Source organism: Paenibacillus cymbidii, from assembly GCF_004764705.1.
GTDB lineage: Bacteria > Bacillota > Bacilli > Paenibacillales > NBRC-103111 > Paenibacillus_AN > Paenibacillus_AN cymbidii.
Genome location: NZ_SHLX01000038.1, coordinates 34,695 through 55,622 on the forward strand (window position 1 = coordinate 34,695; position 20,928 = coordinate 55,622).

The 20,928-nt window shown below is 60.5% G+C and carries 18 protein-coding genes; 15 read left to right on the plus strand and 3 right to left on the minus strand.

Translation table 11 applies throughout. The annotated features are described in order from the left end of the window. Window positions 1–8: 8 nt before the first annotated feature. Complete coding sequence (locus EXY20_RS33560) at window positions 9–1,235, minus strand: ABC transporter permease (RefSeq protein WP_167859705.1); 1,227 nt, start codon at window positions 1,233–1,235, stop codon at window positions 9–11. A gap of 246 nt (window positions 1,236–1,481) precedes the next feature. Here EXY20_RS33560 and EXY20_RS33565 point away from each other — a divergent pair, with 246 nt between their 5' ends. Both EXY20_RS33565 and EXY20_RS33570 read left to right on the plus strand, forming a co-directional pair. Next, entirely contained in the window at window positions 1,482–1,865 is a 384-nt protein-coding gene (locus EXY20_RS33565) for a BlaI/MecI/CopY family transcriptional regulator (RefSeq protein ID WP_135556800.1), read from the plus strand. After that, window positions 1,852–3,765: a M56 family metallopeptidase gene (locus EXY20_RS33570; protein ID WP_135556801.1), complete on the plus strand. Its 1,914-nt coding sequence runs from the start codon at window positions 1,852–1,854 to the stop codon at window positions 3,763–3,765. Before EXY20_RS33565 ends, EXY20_RS33570 begins: the two co-directional genes overlap by 14 nt. Before the next feature lie 16 nt (window positions 3,766–3,781). Here the strand turns inward: EXY20_RS33570 and EXY20_RS33575 are convergent, their stop codons facing one another. Both EXY20_RS33575 and EXY20_RS40545 read right to left on the minus strand, forming a co-directional pair. After that, entirely contained in the window at window positions 3,782–4,480 is a 699-nt protein-coding gene (locus EXY20_RS33575) for an ABC transporter ATP-binding protein (RefSeq protein ID WP_135556834.1), read from the minus strand. Window positions 4,481–4,662: 182 nt separating this feature from the next. Then, on the minus strand, window positions 4,663–5,304 hold the full coding sequence (locus EXY20_RS40545) for a 3D domain-containing protein (protein ID WP_135556802.1): 642 nt from the start codon (window positions 5,302–5,304) through the stop codon (window positions 4,663–4,665). 459 nt (window positions 5,305–5,763) lie between these two features. Between EXY20_RS40545 and EXY20_RS33585 the strand changes: the two genes are divergently transcribed. From EXY20_RS33585 to EXY20_RS33645, 13 genes are all read left to right on the plus strand, one after another. After that, a complete protein-coding gene (locus EXY20_RS33585) occupies window positions 5,764–6,714 on the plus strand; it encodes a hypothetical protein (RefSeq protein ID WP_135556803.1) in 951 nt (316 codons plus the stop codon). Between the two features lie 36 nt (window positions 6,715–6,750). After that, entirely contained in the window at window positions 6,751–7,353 is a 603-nt protein-coding gene (locus EXY20_RS33590) for a 4Fe-4S single cluster domain-containing protein (protein WP_135556804.1), read from the plus strand. Next, complete coding sequence (locus EXY20_RS33595) at window positions 7,340–8,959, plus strand: AAA family ATPase (RefSeq protein WP_135556805.1); 1,620 nt, start codon at window positions 7,340–7,342, stop codon at window positions 8,957–8,959. Before EXY20_RS33590 ends, EXY20_RS33595 begins: the two co-directional genes overlap by 14 nt. A gap of 15 nt (window positions 8,960–8,974) precedes the next feature. After that, complete coding sequence (locus tag EXY20_RS33600) at window positions 8,975–9,601, plus strand: DUF2997 domain-containing protein (protein ID WP_135556806.1); 627 nt, start codon at window positions 8,975–8,977, stop codon at window positions 9,599–9,601. Window positions 9,602–9,637: 36 nt separating this feature from the next. Further along, window positions 9,638–10,417, plus strand: a complete 780-nt coding sequence (locus tag EXY20_RS33605; RefSeq protein ID WP_135556807.1) for a helix-turn-helix domain-containing protein — start codon at window positions 9,638–9,640, stop codon at window positions 10,415–10,417. Between the two features lie 113 nt (window positions 10,418–10,530). After that, window positions 10,531–11,412 (plus strand): phytanoyl-CoA dioxygenase family protein, encoded by an 882-nt coding sequence (locus EXY20_RS33610; protein ID WP_135556808.1) that lies wholly within the window; start codon window positions 10,531–10,533, stop codon window positions 11,410–11,412. A 41-nt stretch (window positions 11,413–11,453) separates the two neighbouring features. Continuing rightward, window positions 11,454–12,257, plus strand: a complete 804-nt coding sequence (locus tag EXY20_RS33615) for a spermidine synthase (protein ID WP_135556809.1) — start codon at window positions 11,454–11,456, stop codon at window positions 12,255–12,257. 474 nt (window positions 12,258–12,731) lie between these two features. Beyond that, window positions 12,732–13,637: an ABC transporter permease gene (locus tag EXY20_RS33620; RefSeq protein WP_235886326.1), complete on the plus strand. Its 906-nt coding sequence runs from the start codon at window positions 12,732–12,734 to the stop codon at window positions 13,635–13,637. Between the two features lie 14 nt (window positions 13,638–13,651). Then, window positions 13,652–14,521 carry a carbohydrate ABC transporter permease gene (locus EXY20_RS33625; RefSeq protein WP_167859706.1) on the plus strand — a complete coding sequence of 290 codons (870 nt, stop codon included), beginning with the start codon at window positions 13,652–13,654 and terminating at the stop codon, window positions 14,519–14,521. A 9-nt stretch (window positions 14,522–14,530) separates the two neighbouring features. Further along, window positions 14,531–16,099 carry a response regulator gene (locus tag EXY20_RS33630; protein WP_135556811.1) on the plus strand — a complete coding sequence of 523 codons (1,569 nt, stop codon included), beginning with the start codon at window positions 14,531–14,533 and terminating at the stop codon, window positions 16,097–16,099. Next, window positions 16,096–17,826, plus strand: a complete 1,731-nt coding sequence (locus EXY20_RS33635) for a sensor histidine kinase (RefSeq protein WP_135556812.1) — start codon at window positions 16,096–16,098, stop codon at window positions 17,824–17,826. Before EXY20_RS33630 ends, EXY20_RS33635 begins: the two co-directional genes overlap by 4 nt. Window positions 17,827–17,953: 127 nt before the next feature. After that, window positions 17,954–19,540: an extracellular solute-binding protein gene (locus tag EXY20_RS33640; protein WP_135556813.1), complete on the plus strand. Its 1,587-nt coding sequence runs from the start codon at window positions 17,954–17,956 to the stop codon at window positions 19,538–19,540. Between the two features lie 17 nt (window positions 19,541–19,557). Continuing rightward, window positions 19,558–20,922, plus strand: coding sequence for a sialidase family protein (locus EXY20_RS33645; RefSeq protein WP_135556814.1), 1,365 nt, complete (start codon window positions 19,558–19,560; stop codon window positions 20,920–20,922). The last annotated feature ends 6 nt before the right edge of the window (window positions 20,923–20,928 follow it).

Genomic DNA, 20,928 nt, shown 5'->3' on the forward strand with positions numbered 1-20,928 from the left:
TTTCCCCTTTACCCCCAGGGCGCCATCACGTGCGAGACGAGCCAGGCAAGCGCCCAGCCGGCCGCCAGCGTAACGAAGACGCCGAACCACGGCAGCGAACTGATGCCGATCGCCGCGCTCATCGGCAGGAATACCGGCAGCAGCATGGCGCCGATCGCTTTTTGCGCCGCTGCGTGTTTATCCGCCTGGCGCCAGCGGAACATGCCGACAAATTCGCCGCTCGCCATCTCCTGCCAATACGAACGCAGCCAATAGCCGAGCAGCAGCGCAAAGCCGAACCAGACGACGCCCTTCACCCACAGCGGCAAAAAAGGCAGCGACATCGCCGCCACGCCAAGCGGCAGCAGCCGGAGCAGCACGCCCATCTGCGCCCTGCTGCGAAAAAACGATTTGACGATCGCTTCCGCCAGCCCGTTCGCCGGCGTCCGCTTGCGGAACAGCCGGTTCGAGCGCCGCCACAGCAGCGGCCGCTTGCGCCGCGAGCGCGGCTTCTTCTCGACGAATTGGCGCAGCACGATGCCGGCCAGCCGCAGCCGTTGCCGGCGCTCGTTGTCGGCGTCGTGGAAGAAGGCGCCGCGTAAACGCAGCCGCACACGAGCGAGCCGGACGGCGATCGCCGCCGCCAGCAAGCCGGCCAGCGCCAGCGCAAGCGGCCAGCGAGACAAGCCGACCGCCGCCGGCGCGAACAGCAGCGCAAATACCGGCTGCAGCAGCGCGTAGCGCAGCCAGTAGCGCCAGCCGGCGAAACGCGCCGACAGCAGCTGCACGACAAGCGCGGCGGCAACGCGAAACGGCCACAGAAACAGCAGCAGCGCCGCGATCCTTACGAGCGGCCAGCCGTAATGCTGGTAGAGCAGCGGCGCCAGCAGCGCCACGGCGACGATGGAAAGCAACCCGTGCATGACGGCCGTGTAGCCGATGCCGCGGCTCATGACGCCGCGCTGCCACACCGGACGCTGCAGCAGGAACAACTGGTCGCCGTCCTCGACGAACAGCCGCACCGTCCCCGCCGTCGCGAACCGGTACAGGACGGCGATGAGCAGCGCCAGCGGCACATGAGCCATCCAGGCGGGATCGGCCCGCCACAGCTTCGCGTATTGGTACACGCCCGCAGCCAGCGCGGGAACGATCACATACAGCGCGACCGTCCAGTCGACGACCAAACGCGCAACCGCGAGCTGAAACCGCCAGAAATCCGCGACCCGCCGGCGAAACAGCCCGTTCACCGTCACCATCCCGTTTTCCTCCCGTCCTTGTGCGCCTTGCGCGCGTTGCATGCCTTCTGCCAGTCCTGTCCGGCAGTCCATCCATTCCTTCTACTATACCATTCGCCGCCGTCGGCCCGCATCCTTTGTGCGGCGGCGTCCGACAGCCTTGGGGGAGCTTTGCGAAAGCTTCGCCGCTTGACAGCTTCGTTCTATCGCGATAGAATGATATCATTCTACTGCAGTAGAACGAATGATTGGCGGGAGGTTGCCTGCATGACGATCAAGCTTTTCGATTCCGAGTTGAAGGTGCTGGACATCTTGTGGCGGCATGGCGACACGACGGCGAAGCGTATAGCCGAACTGCTCAAGGAGCAGATCGGCTGGAGCAAAACGACGACGTACACCGTGATCAAAAAGTGTTTGGACAAAGGAGCGATCGAACGGAGCGATCCGGATTTTGTCTGCCGTCCTCTCGTGACGAAGGAGCAGGCGCAGCAAGCGGAAACCGCCGAGTTGATCGACCGAATGTACGACGGCGCCGCTGACCGGCTGATCGCCTCGCTGCTGGACGGCAAACGGCTGACGACCGCGGAGATCGAGCGGCTGAAGCGGCTGGTCGACCGTCTGGAAGCGGGGGACGGCCATGAACCTGATTGACATGAGCGTCTCCGCAGCCGCGCTGATTGCGATCGTGGCTGTCGTCCGGATGCTGGCGGTCCACCGGCTGCCCCGCCGCACGTTCCTGATCCTCTGGGCGATCGTGCTTTGCCGGCTGCTTGTGCCGATAACGCTGCCCGTCCCTTGGAGCGCCTTCCCCGCGTTCGGCGGCTTTCATCTGGCAACGGAAGACGCGCACAAGAAGCTGACGACGGTTTGGTTGTCCGAAACGGTGAAGCCGGCCGGCAGCGGCGTTGTTGCGAGGCCTTCGGACGGTGACGGCGGCGAAAGCATGCAAGCTGTCGGCTTCCACACGCCTGCCGTTGCGGATGCATCCGCAAACCATCCCGCTTGGCTGACGGCCTTGTCGCCATTCGTGTGGCTGTGGCTGGCGGGAGCGGCGGCGATGGCAGTCTGGTTCGTCGCAACGCATGTGCGCCGGCGCAAGGAATACGCCGCCTCGCTGCCGGTTGACGACGGCTTCGCCAGCCGCTGGCTTGCCGCACACCCGCTGCGTCGAACGGTCCGGCTGCGGTTGTCCGACCGCATCGATTCCCCGCTCACGTACGGGATATGGCGCCCGGTCATTTTGCTGCCCAAGTCGCTGATCGGCGCGGACCCCGTCCGGCTGGAGCACGTGCTTACCCATGAACGAATCCATATTAAGCAATTCGACACGCTGACCAAATGGCTGCTTGCCTTTACCTTATGCCTGCACTGGTTTAATCCGTTCGTGTGGCTCATGTACCGGCTGATCAATCGCGACATCGAGCTTGCCTGCGACGAAAAGACCGTTCGCACGCTCGGCGAGCGGGCCAAATCGTCCTATGCGCGCACCTTGATCGGAATGGAAGAAACGAGAAGCCGGCTAACCCCGCTGGTTTCCCATTTCAGCAAATTGGCCATCGAAGAAAGGGTGATTTCCATTATGAAATTCAAACGGACGACCGTGTCCGGCCTGCTGCTGGCGCTGGTGCTTGTCGCCGGCATGACGGCGGCGTTCGCCGCGTCGGCCATGGATCCGAAACCGCCGGCCGGCTTGTTCGAGCGCGCGCTTGGCGCCGATGCCTCCCGCTACGCCGGCTATCTCAACAATATAAACGATCCGGCCGCTATCAAAAAAACGGACCGTTACTCGCTGGCGCTGACCGGCACGCTGTTTACCGACAGGCACGTCCACGCGCTGATCGCCGCAACCGGCACGCTGCCCGCCGAGCCGACCGTGACCGGACGCATCGTTTATGCCGATCGCGAGCAAACGCTGTTCGCGCTGGCCGGCGAAAGCCGCGAAGTCGAATCGGGCGCAGACGGCACGAGATACTTCCTGTTTACGGCGGAAATCGCCGAGCCGGCGCCGCCCGGGCAAACCAATGCCATGACCGCGCTAGCCGCCGGCGATCAATTCCGCAAGCTGTCCAGCCTCCGCGACTACGCGGGCGAACGGCTGGAGCTTGCCGTCGCGCTGCCCGAAGCAACGGCGACGCTGGCGGCGCCGGTTGCCAATGTAGCCACGCACGCCTTGGTGTTCCATCCCGAGCCGGCCGGCGGCAACGGCGACTATTACGATACGGTCGTGCTGACGCCGTACGAATGGAAGTTTTCCGGCCACAGCGGCCAAACGTACGACAGCTATGAAACATGGAACAAACGGCTGTACGTCAATGCCGCCATCCTGCTGAAGGACGGCAGCCGCATCCAGATGAGCTACGATTCCCGCGGCAGCATATCCGACGAAGGCTACCCGCTTGGCATGAGCCGCGGTCAGAGCATGGAAACCGGCAGCTTCTATCACTGGTGGAACTTCCGGGAATGGGAGCTTGATTTGAGCCGCTTGGCCGGCATCGACATCAACGGCGTCGTCTACCGCGCCGACAAGCGGCCCGCGCCGTCCGATCTATAGCGGCATTCCCGTCGCTCTATGTTAGCGCATGGAAGCAGTCGAACAGCGTGGCGCCCGGCATGCCGCTCGTTTCGCGCACCTGGTCGAGGTCGCCGGACGCCACGATGCGGCCGCCGTCCAGCAATACGAAACGGTCGCAGATGCGCTCCGCCGTGTCGAGCACGTGCGTCGACATCAGCACGCCCGCGCCGCGCCGGCGCTCCTCCGCGAGCAGATCGAGAAACTCCTTCGTCGCCCGCGGATCGAGTCCGACGAACGGCTCGTCGACGATATAAAGATCCGGCTCGGCCAGGAAACCGAGGATCAGCATAATTTTTTGCTGCATGCCTTTGGAGAAGCTCGCGGGCAGATGGTGGACGACTTCCTGCAGCCGGAACTTGGCCACCAACTGTTCCGCACGAATGCGGAAAGCCGCATCCTCCATTTCAAAAGCCGCCGCCGCCAACTCCAGATGCTCCCACAGCGTCAGCCGTTCGTAAAGAATCGGCTGCTCGGGAATATAGGCGTACCGTCCGCGCTCGCTGCCGAACCGGACTTCGCCGGCAAAATCCTTGAGCAGACCGATGATCGCCTTGATCGTCGTGCTTTTGCCTGCGCCGTTCGGGCCGATCAGCCCGACCAGCTCGCCCGGGCCGACGGCAAACCGGATGTCGCGCACCACTTCGGCGCGGCCTTCGTAGCCCGCGCGATCGATCTGGACCCGCACGATGTCCATCCGCTGCTTCACCTTCCCCTTCCGGCGGAAGCCGCCGCGCAAACCGCTCCGGTTTGCGCTTTTTTCTTTTCTACTAAACTATATCATATTGCACCGGGCGCATCGAAAACGCACAACCGCCGGGCACCTTCGCGGCGCCGGCGGTTGTGCATGCAAGGTATTTTTGCAGATAGCCGGCCCGATTACTGAGCGCCGGTAAGGACGTACACTTTTACATTCTGGAACCCGAAGTCGTCAATGTTGCCGTAAGCGCCCGGAATAAAAATATCGATCCGGTTGCCTTTGATCGCGCCGCCGATGTCATTGGCCGTGGCGACCATCGCCTGCGGCATGCCGTCGAAACGAATGCCGGTTACGTACACTTTCGTGCCGAGCGGAATCACTTTCGGATCGACGGCGATCGTGCCGACCTTGAGCGGATTGCCAAAGTAGTCGTAAGCGCCCCAGCCGCCGTTGTCCTCCATGGAATCGTCGTAAGCGGTGGCGACGATATCGAGCGCCTTGCTGTAAGCGAGCGTTTGACCGGATCCGGTATGTACCGTATTGGGCGCAACGGCTGTTGCTGCGGTCGCAGCGGCTGTCGGCAGACGCAGCGTCAACCCGGCATACATGTTATAAGGATTGACCGACGGGTTGGCCGCCATCAGCGCATTCAAATCGAGGTTAAGCTTCTGCGATATTTTCCAGAAGGTATCGGTGCTGTTGGTGACGTAATTACCGGGGGCCGCTCCCGCCGCATAGGCAGGAATGGTGAAAGCGGATACAGACAACGTTAGAACCAGGCCGAGCAACGCTTTTTTTCCCGAACGGAATTGCCATTTCATTCATCGTTCACTCCTTGGTCAGTTTGGTTTGGAGTCCGTTTGGCCGCATGTGCCGCATGGCGCCCTTTCTCCTTAACTACGGTCGGAATTATCTGCTATTGCACCCAAAATGCTAGCATGTCAAGCAAAGCATGGACAACCCACACTTTTTACCAGTCTTGCGTTCATCACCTGCCACCCCCTAACATTTGACAAAAAAGAAATTGCCGAATTCGGTCGAATCGACTACTATTTTACTTAGCGACAGGCATTTAGAATGGCAATTAAAATCCGGCTTTACAGGGACATTCCCCAGCCCGGAGAGAGCATTAAGCCTCCTCCTTTTCCTGCCGCCCCCCTGCTCGCTCTTCTATTCCGATTCGCACGTCAAGTTTTGAAGGCGCTTTCGCATTCGCTCGTGGGTAAACGCCAATTCCGCGAGCGGCAATGAAACAAATTCCAATCCGAGGAGTGTATGCAATGGACCAACAATCGGCACAGGAGCTACGCAAGAAAAGATTTCTTTCCGCACTGGGCCTGCCGATTTTCGGCGTGCTGGCGTATGTGTGGCTAAACGACGACGAACTGCTTCTGGGCGCAGGATCGCTGTTGTGCGTTTTATTCAGCATTGCGGCCGTCATCAAACTCAGCCGGCAATTGCGCGGCAGTATGTCCGTCTACCGGCCGGGCAAAGGATTCTGGTACTATCGTCTCACGCGGCAAAACAAGCTGCACTATTTGACGGCGGGCGAAGCGGTTATCGTCCTGATTGCCGCCGGATTGCTGCTATTCACCGAAGTTCCTGTCTACTTCACGCTGCTGCCTGCCGCTGCCGGCCTTTACAGCCTGCATTTCGTCGTCAAACCGCGAATCCGGCTGCACACGCCCGTCGATGACGCCTCGCTGTTCGAACTCGAAGAGCTTGGGATTATCGGTATGAACGAAACGGTCCTCGGGCTTTACAAAGACTTCGAACAGTGGGCGTACGTGACGGACGGCGATAAAATCGTCGTGCTCACGAACGATCAGCTGGTGATCGTTCGGCTATCCGGTCCGGAATCGGGCGAACGGATATCCGTATCGCTGCGGGACATTCACCGGCTGGGCATCTTATCGAGCGGAAATGCAGGGCAAGGCTTGAATGTCGTGATCGGATTGTCGGACGAAACCGTGGTTCGTTTCCTGCTGCACGGGGAAAGCTTCCAGGACTCTCCCGAGGAATTCGTCCATCAATTGCTGCAGTCCCTGGATGCGCTTGCCTTTCAGCGCCTCGCTCCGGCTTCCGGGCAACGCCATCGTCCGGAGTCGGGCGGCCGGCAGGAGCGGCCGGCACCAAGCGAGCACCGGAAATTGGATCTGTATGATCATCCGGCAGCCGCTTCCGGCATTCCCGCTTCCGCCCCTTCGGGCCAGCGCGTGCTAGACTTTTAGCCATTCCGATTGATGTCAGCGGGAGGATCTTGAACGATGCCAAGCATTTACGTACATGAGATCAACCCTCACAGCGCCGTTAATGGTCCCGGCAGGCGGGCCGTCGTTTGGGTGCAAGGCTGTTCCCTCGGTTGCCCAGGGTGTTTCAACCCGCAAACCCATCCCGGCTCGCCAGTTGGCACCCCGTACGATCCTGACGAATTGGGCGAGACTCTCGCGCTGCCCGATCTCGACGGCTTGACTGTATCCGGCGGAGAACCGCTGGAACAGGCAGAGGCAACCGGCGCTCTGATTCGTGCCTTTCGCCGAAAACATAACGGCACCGTGCTGTTATTCACCGGCATGACGGTCGAGCGCATTCTTACCTCGCCAACCGCCCGCGAAACGATTCTCGGGGCGGACGCGGTCTTGTCCGGGCCCTATGTCGCTCATGCCGAATCAACCGCCATTTGGCACCATAAACGACTACTGCAAATTACCGGCCGCATCCCTCCTGACGCGCTCATTCCCGAACGGCGACTGGAGATCGGCATCAACCGCCAAGGCCGTATACACCTTACCGGGTATCCGGATTCGGAACGGCTGCAAATGTTAACTTCCCTATTGGGAAAGGAGAAAGCCGCCCGTGACAAAAGATGAGTTCCTGAGCGAGCTCGACGTGCTGATCCGCGCCCGATACGGGATCATCTGCATCCATACAATGGAAGAAGAGCGTGCGGTCGACATGATTCGCAGCATATCCGAAAGACTGGGCAAACGAATGGTTACATGGACGATTACGCAAGGACTGAAGATAGGCGGAGCGACGGCGGTTGAACCGGACTCGCTCGATCTCATGTCGGCGATTGCCAAGGCAGAGAAGCTGGCGGAGCAGCCTTCCCTGCTTGTATGGCTCGATCTCCATTCGACGCTGAAAAGTTCTCCCGTGTACGTCCGGCGGTTCAAGGAGCTTGCCCAACGCATCCGCGACGGGATGCCCTCCAATGCGATTCTGATTGGGCCGGAATTGGAAATTCCGCTCGAGCTGCAGAAAGAAGTAGCGGTCATCGATATGCCGCTTCCCGATCTTGAAGAAACCAAATCGATCATTCACCAGTTTGTTCAGCCCTATGCGAGTCGCGGGGATCTGTCCGTCGATTGCTCGGAGCCTACGATTGACGCGCTCGGGCGCGCTGCGCTCGGTCTGACGCAAAGCGAAATGGAAAACTGCATGGCGAAATCGTTGGTCAAGCACAAACGCATCTCCACCGCCGATATCGACTTTATCCTCGAAGAGAAAAAACAAAACGTGCGCAAATCCGGCATACTGGAATACATCTCCACAGACGAAATGAATATGGACCAGATTGGCGGATTGGATAATTTCAAGAAGTGGCTCGATATCCGCAAAGCCGCCTATACCCCTGCCGCGGAGCAATACGGCATCGGTTGGCCGAAAGGCGTGCTGCTTGTCGGCGTTCCCGGCTGCGGCAAAAGCCTAAGCGCCAAATGTATCGCCGCCTCCTGGAAAATGCCGCTGCTTCGGCTTGACCTGGGCCGCGTATTCGGCATGTACGTCGGCACCTCCGAAGCCAATATTCGTCAAGCGTTGGCCATGAGCGAAGCTGTGTCCCCCTCCATCTTGTGGATTGATGAAATTGAGAAGGCACTGTCCGGCTTGCCTGGCAGCAGCCAATCGGACGGAGGGACGACGTCGCGCGTCTTTGGCACGATTTTGACCTGGATGCAAGAAAAGAAGCGGCCCGTCTTCGTATTCGCCACCGCCAACAATATTGCCAGCCTCCCGCCCGAACTGCTGCGCAAAGGACGATTCGATGAAATCTTTTTCGTCGATTTGCCCAGCGCGCAGGAACGGGCGGAAATATTCCGCATTCACCTGAACCGGGTCAAACGGCTCCCCTCGCGTTTCGACATCGACAAACTGGTTGCCGTATCCGGCGAGCAGACATGGGGAGACGGCATTCGGCTTACCGGCTCGGAGATCGAGGCATGCGTGAACCAGGCGCTGCTGGAATCGTTTTATGTTCGCCAGGCGGACAAGCAGCCGGATCGCGATTTAATCACGGATGATGTCGACAAAGCCATTCGTCAGACGATGCCGCTTAGCAAAATCCGCCAAGCCGACATCGCCGCCCTGCGGGCATGGGCCGCCGAAAACGCCGTTCGCGCCAGCCTTTCCGCGGGGCAGCAAGAGAAACAAAGTACCGGCATCGAAGTTACGGTAGGAAGAAATATCGATTTTTAAGACAGGAGGCCGAATATGAGCCACTGCACCACTTTTCAAATGACGTTCCAGGACAAACGGATGTTGTTCCGCGCTATGCGGGGCGCCGGGTTGAACCCGGAGAATCGAATATGGGAATCGTACGATTCCGGGCTGCAAAAAAGATTGGGCGTCGGCGGCGAGCTTATCGGCAAGCTGTTGACCGGCGAGCGCAACGGCATCCAGCTTTTTTTCATGGAAACGGCGGAAGGACTCCGGCCCTATGTGGAAAGCGACAGGCATATCGGCGAGGAGTTGGACCGAATCGGTCAAGATCTGCTGTCCAGCGTCCAAAAGTCATATTTGGAGCTTACGGTCGAAGCTGCCGTCAGGCAGATCAGACAGGCAGGAATCGCCGCGAATGCGAACATGACGATGACGAACGACTCGCTTTCCTATGTCATCACGTTGGGGGATCCAAACAAGACGGTTACGGTATCGCTGCGGAATGACGGATCGGTGGAAGAGCAAGTACGGGGCATCGAAGGCCGTTCCTGTACGGATGTCAGCGGCATCTTGGAGCGCGCCATCGCAACGCCGGAGCAATTGACACGCAGCTGGAATCCCGAATACAATGCGACAATAGAAGATCGTGTCGTTCAAGTACTGCGCTTGTCCCGCTAGCGTGACGCATGCACCCCCATCAAAGGAGCGACCGAAGTGAAGCCGACGATACCCGGTACCGCGATGATTTCGCGCGAAGCCAATTGGGATTTGGGGTTCCACGATCATGACGACTACGAAATTTCCGTCGTGGTCAGCGGCAAAGGCCGCTTCCAATGCCTCGCGCTGGACGCGCCGATCGAACGCGGCGATGTGGTGATGATTCCGCCCAACTTGCCGCATCGTTACTTCTCGCTGACGCCGATCCGGTTCTGCGTGCTGCAGGTGAAACACTTCCCGGCCGCCTGGCGGTCGCGCTTCGCCCAAGCCGCCTCCGCAACCGAAGCCGCGGTGCTGCGTATCGCCCCGCCCGACCTCGAGCAATACGTCGATTTGTTCCGCGTCTGGCTGCGCATGTATTCCCGGCACGACGCGGACCGGCAGCACACGGCGGCGGTTTGGGGCGAACTGCTGCTGTTGTTCGTGGCGCAGCATGCGCAGCCGGCCGTGCCGATCATGACCGTCTCCATTGCCGCCGACACGATTCGCCGCGATCTTGCCGGCGACGTGCGCATTGCCGAACTGGCCAGGTTGTGCGGGCTGTCGGAGTCGTCGTTCCGGCGCTCGTTCCACGCCGCATACGGCGCTTCGCCGAAGCAGTACCAACAGCGGCTTCGCCTGAGCGAAGCCAAATGGCTGCTGCGGTCGCACGAAGGCACGCTGCAGGAAATCGGCGCGCTCGTCGGCTTCTCCTCCGTGCATGCGTTCAGCGCCTGGTTCCAGCACAACGAAGGCGTGCCGCCGTCCGAATGGCGCAAGCGCGAGCAAGGCCTGTGACCGTTTTGCGCAAACAAACGGACGATTTCTGCAAATACAGCTTCCTCTCCGAACCCGTATAGTGAAGGTATTGCAACGGATCACCATTCATTGGCGAAGAGGAGACGAACGATATGAACATTCGTATGGGCGAAGTGGAGCTGGCGCTCGGCGGCAAATACTTGACGGAAATGCGGGACGCCAACGATATACTTGGCGACGAGGCGGCGCTGCGGGCGCGTATGGCGGAGGACGGCTATTTGCTGATCCGCGGGTTCCATGACCGCGAGGATGTGCTGCAGGCGCGCCGGGAGATGCTGGCGCTGATGCAGGAGCAAGGCCGGCTTGCGCCGGACGCACCTACGGAAGAAGGCCGGATCGGCGCGGAAGGCAAAGGCTTCATGGTGCACAAGCAGGACATCGCGCGGCTGCCGGGGCTGCTTCACGTCGTCAATCATCCGCGAGCGATGGGCTTCTTCGACCGCTTCCTCGGCGGGCCGTCGCTGACCTACGATTACAAATGGATTCGCGGCGTCGGGCAAGGCGGCTCGACCGGCGCGCATTACGATGTGGTCTACATGGGGCGCGGCACGAAACAGGTCTACACGACGTGGACGCCGATCGGCGATATTTCGTATGAGATGGGCGGGCTGGCGGTTTGCCTTGGCTCGCAGCATTTTGCTAAAATTAAGGCAACCTACGGCCAAATGGACGTCGACCGCGACAATGTTTCGGGCTGGTTCTCCGACAATCCGCAGGAAATCGTCGACAAGTACGGCGGCAGGTGGGCAACGACCGAATTCCGCGCCGGCGACGCGCTCATCTTCGGCATGTTCATGATGCACGGATCGCTCACGAACACGACCGACCGATACCGGCTCAGCTGCGACACGCGTTACCAGCTGGCGTCGGAGCCGGTTGACGAGCGCTGGATCGGCGACGTCAAGGGCCATTACGCCTGGGGCAAAAGCCCAACCATATCGATGGCGGACGCACGCGCCGGCTGGGGCGTTTAACCCCCGGCCTTCCGCGCGCGGCTGCCCGAAGGAGATTTGCCATGCGGCTTCAAGGGCATCAGGGAGGGCAGCCGCTTCATACGGCTGGCGAGCATCACCGCGATATCGCGGTATACGATACGAATGAACTGTTTGGTCAAAAAGGGCGGTTTCGCGTGCTGCAGTTTTCCGGCGACGCGGTGCAGGGCGCCGTCGATCTGGACGATCCGGCGCGCATCGTGCTCGAGTATCCGCGGGCGATCGTGCACCTGATGGAGCTTAACCGTCCGGCGTTCGAAACGGCGTTTATGATCGGCCTTGGCGTCGGTACGATTGCCCGCCATTTCGCCGGCAAACGAATGATCGTCGCCGAGCTGGACGGCCGCGTCGTCGACTTGTGCCGGACGCACTTCGGCTTGGACTTCGATTTCGACGATGCGGCGGACCGCGTTATCGTCGGCGACGGCCGCGCCGTGCTGGCGGAGCAGCGCGCGCACAGCTTCGATTATGTGATTGTGGACGCGTTTACGGAGCAAGGGACGCCGCGGCGATTGTTGTCTGCGGCGTTTTTTGCCTTGGCGCGCGAGAAGCTGCACCCGCGCGGGATGGTGGTGCTCAACCTGATCGGCCGCGGGCATCGCGACCCGTTGATCGGCGCCGCGTTCGCGACGCTGCGCGGCGCGTTCGCTCACGCAGGCGCCTGGGCGCTCGCGGCGGACGGCGCTTCCGGCCGCTCCGGCGTGCACAACGTCCTGCTCGCCGGCAGCGATCGGCCGATCGACTTCCGGCCGCGCCAGATGGCCGGCTTCCAGCCGTTCGTGCCGGCGCAAGGTCATGTGATCGCGGACCGCGACGACGAAGCGTAGCAGGGGGCGGCGACCGAATGCGAAAAAAGCCAGGCTTCATTGGCTATATCGCAAAAAGAGGGCCATTTCAGCAAAATAGCCAGTGAAAATACGAGGTATTTTGCTGATATAGCCGATTTTGGGGCATTTCGAAGCAAATAGGCCCTGTTTTCACTGGTTATTTCCGCCGAATATGGTGAAATCGCACAAATAAGCCATTTTTACTGGTTATTTTGGCGAGCAAGGTCGAGTCAGCACATTCGTTTCCCCCCAACCGTGCCGCCCCCCTGCCTCGCTTTTGACTCCTTCAAATTCCGTCTGCGCCGCTCCTCGCCTTCCCTTGCGCGATTCAACTAATTTCACCCTGACAAACCTTAAGATCGCCTTATACTTTCGCCTGCGCCGCCGGGGTATGATGGGAATCATCAACTATAGACAGGAGAGATCGCGCTGCTTCCCCCTATCACCGAATCGCCCGCCAAGCCGCTCGGCCGCTTGCTTCGTCCATTCCCGGCGACGCTGCGCAAGCACGGCTGGCTGTATCTGATGCTGGTGCCGGCCGCCGCCTACTACCTCATTTTTCAGATCATGCCCTATTACGGGCTGGTGATCGCATTTAAAGATTTTAACCCGGTTCAGGGCATATCGGGCAGCCCGTGGGTCGGCCTCAAACACGTGCGCGGCCTGATCGACAATCCCGACTTCGGACGGCTGATGCGCAACACGGTGCTGATCAGCCTGTTCAAGCTGATCGTCGGTTTCCCCGTGCCGGTCGTCTTTGCCCTGCTGCTCAACGAGGTCAGACGGTCATGGTTCAAACGGTCGGTTCAGACGATCACGTCATTCCCGTACTTCCTCTCCTGGGTCGTGTACGGCGGAATCGTCTCCTCCTTCCTGACGCCAACCGGCGTCATCAACAGCGTCATCCAGACGTTCGACGGATCGGTCGTCAACTTCCTCGCGAACAGCGGCATGTTCCGGCCAATCGTCATCATTACCGACGCGATGAAAAATTTTGGCTGGGGTTCGATCATTTACCTCGCCGCCATCGCCGGCATCAATCCCGACCTGTACGACGTGGCCCGGGTCGACGGCGCCGGACGCTGGAAGCAGTTGCTCCATGTCACGCTGCCCGGCCTGATGTCCACGCTGCTGCTGATGTTCATCATCAGCCTGAGCCACATCCTCGATGCCGGTTTCGAGCAGGTGTACGTGCTGCTCAACCCCGCCGTGTACAGCGTGGGTGATATTATCGACACGTATGTGTACCGGGTCGGGCTGGAGAAAGGCCAGTTCAGCGTCGCCACCCTCGTCGGCCTTTGCAAAGGCGCGATCGGTTTCGTGCTGATTATCGGTGCCAATGCGCTGCTCCGCAGAACAAGCGACAAAAGCATATGGTAGAGAGGAGCCGCCCGATGCGCAAAGCCCGCCCTGTAAAATCCGCCGACATCGCCATCTATTTGCTGCTTGTCGCTTCCTGTATAATAACGATAGTGCCGATCGTGCACGTGCTTTCGATTTCCATGAGCGCCCCCGGGTCGGTGTACGCCGCACCGATCATGCTGTATCCGCGGGAAGTGACGCTCGCGGCATACCGCTATATTTTCGATACGGATGCCCTGCTGCGCGCGTTTGCGATCACCGTGTTCATCACCGTCGCCGGCACGCTGCTCAACCTGCTCGTCACCGTGCCCGCCGCCTACGCACTGTCCAAGCGGGCGCTGCCCGGCCTGCGCTGGTTTATGGTCGCGCTCGTGCTGGTGATGACGTTTAACGCCGGCATTATCCCCACTTATCTGATGGTCAAAAATGTCGGCTTGCTCAACAGCGTCTGGGCGATGATCGTGCCCGGGCTGGTCAACGCATTTTTTTTGCTGCTGATGCGCAACTTCTTCATGGAATTGCCGGCCGAGGTCGAAGAATCGGCGAAAATGGACGGCTGCAGCGACATCCGCCTGCTCGCCGCCATCATCGTTCCGCTGTCGCTGCCCGTGCTGGCGACGATTTCGCTCTTTTACGGCGTGAGCCATTGGAACGAGTTTTTCAAAGGGTTGTTTTACGTGACGTCGCCAACCAAATGGCCCTTGCAGGTGCTGCTCAAAACGATCGTGTTCGATCAAAATTTTACCAGCATGGATAATTTCGATTTTGTGACAATGCGCATCGAACCGATGAATGTGCAATCGGCCTCGATCATGGTCGCCACCTTGCCGATCGTTTGCGTGTATCCGTTTATGCAGCGCTTCTTCGTCAAGGGGCTTGTCATGGGGGCAGTCAAGGGGTAGGGAGCGCCGATGGACGTACTGATTGTCGAAGACGAATACGAAGTGCTGACGGGCATGAAGTCGATGCTGGAGACGCGGGTCGCCGGCATCGACGGCGTCTACGCGCTGGGCAATGCCGAAGACGCGCTCGACCTGATCGCCGCGAAGCGCCCGCCGTTGATCGTGACCGATATCGTGCTGCCGCAGATGTCGGGCATCGAGCTGATGGAGCGGCTGCGCGCCAACATGCCCGATTACCGGCCAAAGCTGGTCGTCATCAGCAGCCATTCCCATTTCGAATACGCCCGGCGCAGTCTGCAGGCCGGCGCCATCGACTATATTCTCAAGCCGTTCGACCGCGACGAAGTGGCGCGCAAGCTCCAGTCCATCGTGCAATTGATCGCGGAGGAGGCGCGGCTGCAATCGCGGCTGCGGAACCGGCTCGAGCATGCCGAGGTCGGCACGAAGGCGATGAAGGACAAGTTCGTGCTCGGCCTGTGCACGCACAAGTCGCAGCTGCTCGAGCATGTGTACCACCGGTTGCAGCTGTGGGAGCTGACCTGGATCGGCACGATGCCGTACGCAGTCGCCGCTTTCGCCCCGTCGGAGCCACCGGCTTCCGAGGAGGAGGCGGCGCTGCGCCATTTTGCCGTCGGCAACGTGGCGGCGGATACGCTTGCGGCCTACTCGTGCAGCTATCTTGTCAGCGACGCCCGCCTGATCTGGATCGTCATCGCCGAATGCAAGCAGCTCGAAGCGATCGTCCGCGACATCCGCAGCAACACGCTGACGTACCAGAAAATCGATATCGCCTTCGGCGCAAGCGCAACGACGTATTCGGTGCAGGCGCTGGCCGGCGCGTACCGGCAGGCGCAGCGGGCGCTGAAGGTGGCGTTGTTCAACAAGCTCGCCGTAGCGTACGCCGACGACGAAGCGCTCGACCCGCAAGGCCGGCCGGCGGCCCAAACGGAAGCGAGCGTGGCCGGGCTCATCTATGCCGGCGACGACGAGCGGCTGCGGCCGGCGATCGGCGCCTGCATCGACCGCCACATGCTGGCCCCGGGCGTGGCCAACGTGCGGCAGCTGGCGCAGGTATGCCTGGAGTGGATGCTGCAGGTGCACAACGCGCTGGAACAAACGTACGGCGTGAAGCATGACATTTCCTTCCTTGCCGTATGGGAAGCGCTGGAGAAGGCGGCGCTGCCGGACGAGCTCAAGGAAGCGGTGGAGCGGCATTTTGTGGCGCTCAGCCGCAGCATCGCCGACCAGAAAAGCAGCATCAACCACTTCCTGATCGAAAAGGCCAAACGGCACATCGCCGCCCATTTCCGCCGCAATCTGACGCTGCAGGACGTGGCCGACGAATTGTACATTCACCCCGTCTGGTTCAGCCACCTGTTCAAGAAGGTGACCGGGCAAAATTTTCTCGACTACACGACGGAAATGCGGATGGAGGAGGCGAAAAAACAGTTGCGCGAGTCGAGCAAAAAAATATACGAAATCGCCGATGAAGTCGGGTATCAGGACTTGCAGCATTTTGGCAAGGTGTTCAAAAAACGGGTCGGCGTCACGCCGAAGCAATTCCGGTACGGCAAATGAGCCGATTCCAACGGCTCCGAACCCCGTCCCTGTACGTCAAGCTGCTGCTTCTGCTGCTGCTCGCCGTGTCGCTGCCCTCCGTGCTGGTGGGCTATTTGTCGTTCAACCGCGCCGGCTCGCAGCTGGAGAAAGTGACCCAGGCCTTTCTGAACGAAAACATGCACTACAACAAAACGCGAATCGACGCCGTTGTCGACGGCATCGAAGCGCTGTCGGAGCAGGTCATCGCCTCGGAGGCGGCGCGTGGGCTGCTGCTGCAGCCGCCGCCGGCGGACCGGCTGGCCGAGCTTGATTTTATCCAGCGGATGACGACGCTGACGGCCACGTTCGCCACCGACTACGAGCTGAAAATATATCCGGTCGACATCGCCCGTTACCCGAACTACGCCACCCTGAACGGGTACGCCGCCTCCTGGTTCGAGCAGGCGCTGCGCATGGAAGGGCGCGGGTTCTGGCATGTCGAGGCGCTCCGCTCCTACGCTTCCCCGCAGAGCGATATCGCCTTCGTGCGGCCGATTCGACTGTACCCGGGGCTGCGGACAATCGGCGTGATGTTCGTCACCGTCCCCCGGCTGATGATCAAAAACCAGCTGGTCATCCCGCCGGAATACGCCAATCTGCAGCTGTCCGTCGTCAACGAGCGCCATCAGCTGCTGCTGTCCTCCGCCGACGAGCCGCAGACGGCGCGGATCGACCGCTATTTTGCCGGGAACGGGGCGGAGACGCCCGGTCTGACCGCGGACGGATCGTATTACATGCTGTCCGTACCGCTTGGCAAATACGACTGGAAGCTGGTCGCGATGCTTCCGGCAGCCGATTTTATCGGGCCGATCGAGGACATTCGCGTCTATATGGGCATTATCGTGGCCGCCGGGATCGTCATCGTATCGTTGCTGTTCGCGGTCATTATCCGCAACTTTACGATGCCGATCCGCCATATCAGCGAGCTGATGCGGAGGATGCAGAACGGCGTCTTGGAGCGCTGCCTGAACTTCCGCAAGCGGCGCGACGAAATCGGCCAGCTCGTACGCGGCTACAATACGATGATTACCGGTATGGAGGAGCTGATCGCGCATACGAAGCAAGTCGAGGAGCGGAAGCGCAAGCTGGAGATGCAGTCGCTCGTCAGCCAGATCAATCCGCACTTCCTGTACAACACGCTCGATTCGATCAAGTGGAAGGCGGAAAAAGCGAGCGAGGCGTCGATCGTCGGCATGGTGTCGGCGCTCGGCAATCTGCTGCGGTTCAGCATCAACAACAACGAGGAGCTGACGACGGTCGAGCGGGAAATCGAACATGTCCGCAACTATTTGAACATTGAGCTGCTACGCCATAACGACAATTTCCAGGTCGTTTATTTTGTCCAGCCCAATGTGCTGCATCTGCCGTTTCTGAAGCTGACGATCCAGCCGCTGGCCGAGAACGGCGTCAAGCACGGGCTGAACAAGCTGCGCGACGGCAGCGGCAAGCTGTTCGTCGCCGTTACGCGCGACGGCGACGATCTTGTCTGCACCGTCGAAGACAACGGTCCCGCCCTGCCGGAAGGCGGGGACGTCGTCATCGCGCCGCCGAAACAGGAGCAAGGCGAAGGCGGCATCGGCTTGTACAATGTGGACCGGCGGCTGCGGCTCTCTTTTGGCGCGCGTTACGGACTGAGCATTCGCCCGCGGGAGACGGGCGGCTGGAAGGTAACGCTGCGACATCCGATTCTGGCCGAGGGCAAGTAACGAATAATAATGCATTGCCAAACCTTAAGAATGCCTTGTTACGACCCGTTCCGGCGGCAGGCTATACTTTCGGTAGTGCGGGGACGGCCGGCTCCGCCGACAACTACCTATACAAGGAGGTCATTGCATGTTGCGCAAGGTACAAATGGCGGCGTATGCGGGATTGATGGTCATCGTGCTGCTGGCGGGCTGCAGCGGCAAAGAGAAGGAGGCTGCCGGAGGAAGCGCACAACCGACGGCTTCCGCGGGCGCATCCGCTAACGCCAAACCGGTATCGGACGACCCGAAGGATTGGCCGACGATCAAAGTTTACAAAGGGCTGGCCGCGGGGCATATTTACCGGCCCGATTCCGAGCTCGAACGGCTGATCGAGAAGAACATCAAGGTCAACCTGGAGTACGAGCTGCCTCCGGTAGCCGATTATGACGCCAAGCTGCAAGTGAAAATCGCCGGCGGCGACGTACCGGACGTCATGGTGTTCGGCTTTCCGATGAAGGGACAGGACAACGCGCTGATCAAGACGGGGCTGTTCCTCGCGCTCGACGATTATTTGCCGAAATTCCCCAAGCTGAAAGCCGCCTACAGCGACTATATGTGGAGCCTGATGCGGAGCCAGGACGACGGCAAAATATACGGCATTCCGAATCCCGGCGAAATCGTCGGCGACGGCCTCCTCGTTCGCACCGACTGGCTGCAGGCCGTCGGCAAACAGCAGCCGAAAACGCTGGATGAGCTGGTCGACGTGCTGAAGGCGTTCCGCGACAAGAAACCGGGCGGCGACGGTTCGATTCCTTTCGCCTTCGCCAATATGAACATCAAGGACATCAACCTGTTTACGTCGCTGTTCGGGGCGAAGTGGGGCTGGTATCCGTCGGCAAGCGATCCGAACAAGCTCGAGTACGGCCTGATTCAGCCGGTAATGAAGGAAACGCTGAAATTCGTCCGTTCGCTGCGCGAGGAAGGGCTGCTCGATCCGGACTACCCGATCGGCAAGACAGGCGGGCTCGACAAGTTCAAGGCGGGCAAAATCGGCGTGCTGGCGTGCCGTCCCGGCTGCTGGTGGCAGCCTCAGGCCGATCCGAACCTGAAGGACAAATCGGCGATTCTCGATCCGATCACGCACCAGGGCAAGCCGCTGAAAATCAACATGGGCGCCATCCCGCTGAACAGCTACAACATTCAGATCAGCAAAAAGACGAAAAATCCGGAAGCGGCGCTAAAATACATCGAATACCAGGTGACCGACGGCTCCGATTACTTTAACTTCGGCGTCGAGGGCAAAAACTATGAAAAAACAAACGGCGTGATCAAAACATTTACAGCGGACAAAATCGACAAAAACTACGATTCCGTCACCGGTCTGCTGCTCGTTCGTTCGCAGCAATGGCTGCAAAGCCCGAGCCGCTGGTCCGGCAACGCTTCGCCGGAGGACGCCGCCACCATCCTTAAGAAAATGGAGCTGTACGCCAAAAACATCAACTTCGACTATATGCGGCCGAACTATGCGTTCCCGACCTTGCTGGAGAAAGGCGCTCAGCTCGACGCGATCTGGCAGGAAGGCTTCACCAAAATTTTGCTCGATTCGAAGGTCGACATCGACAAGCTGTTCGACGAAACGGTCGCCAAGTGGAAATCGTCCGGCGGCGATCAGGTGATCAAGGAAGTCAACGACATTCAGACGGACAAATCCGATCCGGGCAAAAACCTCAAATAAGGCTGGGAGGATCGCGCGTGAATACGGCAGCCGGCAGTAACGAGCAACAACTCAGCTACTCGGACGAATGGAAGCGCACGCATCCGGACGTATGCGTCTACTTGCCGCAGCAACCGGACGGCGACGACGCGGACAACGAGCACTTCCTCGTGTTCGAGGCGCCGTACGGCGGCGAGCTGCTGGCGATGTGGACGCAAGGCGCCGCCGAAGGCGGAACGAACCAGCATATCGCGCTGGCGCGCAGCGGCGACGGCGGCACGACCTGGAGCGCGCCGCAGGAGATCGCCGGTCCGCGGGACGACGGGCATATCGCCAGCTGGGGGTTCCCCGTCGTCAGCCGCAGCGGCAGAATTTATTGCTTCTGCACGAAGTTCACCGGCGTTGTCGATACGCATCCGGCAATTACCGGCGTGCTGCAGTGCAAATATTCCGATGACAACGGCCATACGTGGTCGGACGGCGGCATCGTGCCGTTCAACCGGACGAATCGGGACCATCCCGATCCCGAGGTGCCGCCCAATTTCATCTTCTGGCAGAAGCCGATCCGCGATGCGCGGGGACGCCAGATCGTCGGCCTGACCCGCCATGCCAGCAAATCGGTGCGCAAGGCAAACACCGGCATCGGCTGGCTCGATCAGGAGACACAGTGCGAGTTCGTCCGTTTCGACAATATCGAGGAAGGCCCGCATCCGCGCGATTTGCGCCTCGTTTGGCTGGCGCAGGGCGACGACGGCGTGCGCGTGCCGACGCCGGGCGGGAACGGGGGCAGCTTCGCGCAGGAGCCGAGCCTCGTGCTGCTGCCGGACGGCAGGCTGTTCTGTGTCTTCCGCACGCTGACCGGGCGCATCTGGTACAGCGTATCCGCCGACGACGGCGAGACGTGGCGGCAGCCGGAGCCGCTCCGCTACGAGGACGGCGGCGCCGAAGTGCTGCATCCCGTTTCGCCGGGGCCGGTCTATGCGCTGGAGGACGGACGGTTCCTGCTGCTGTACCACAACACGGACGGCCGCACGAACGGCGGCGCGTGGCCGGGCGACTCCAACCTCAACCGGCACCAGGCGTACATCGCCGTTGGGGAATACCGGGCGGAGGCACATCAGCCGATCTGGTTCAGCGGCCCGAAGCTGCTGTGCGAGTCCGGCGGCGTGGCGATCGGCGCGAGCCGCAACGGCGAGCACAATCACGGCAAGCCGTTCCGCGTCGAAGTGGCGACGTATACGAGTTTGACCGAACAGAGCGGGCGTCGCATGCTGTGGTATCCCGACCGCAAGCACTTTTTGCTCGGGCGGCATATCGCGGACGAGTGGCTGACGGAGCTGAAACCGCCGGAAGGGCCCAGCCTGTACGCTCCGCTCGTGCGGAAGCGGACGAAAGGAGATTGACCGCGA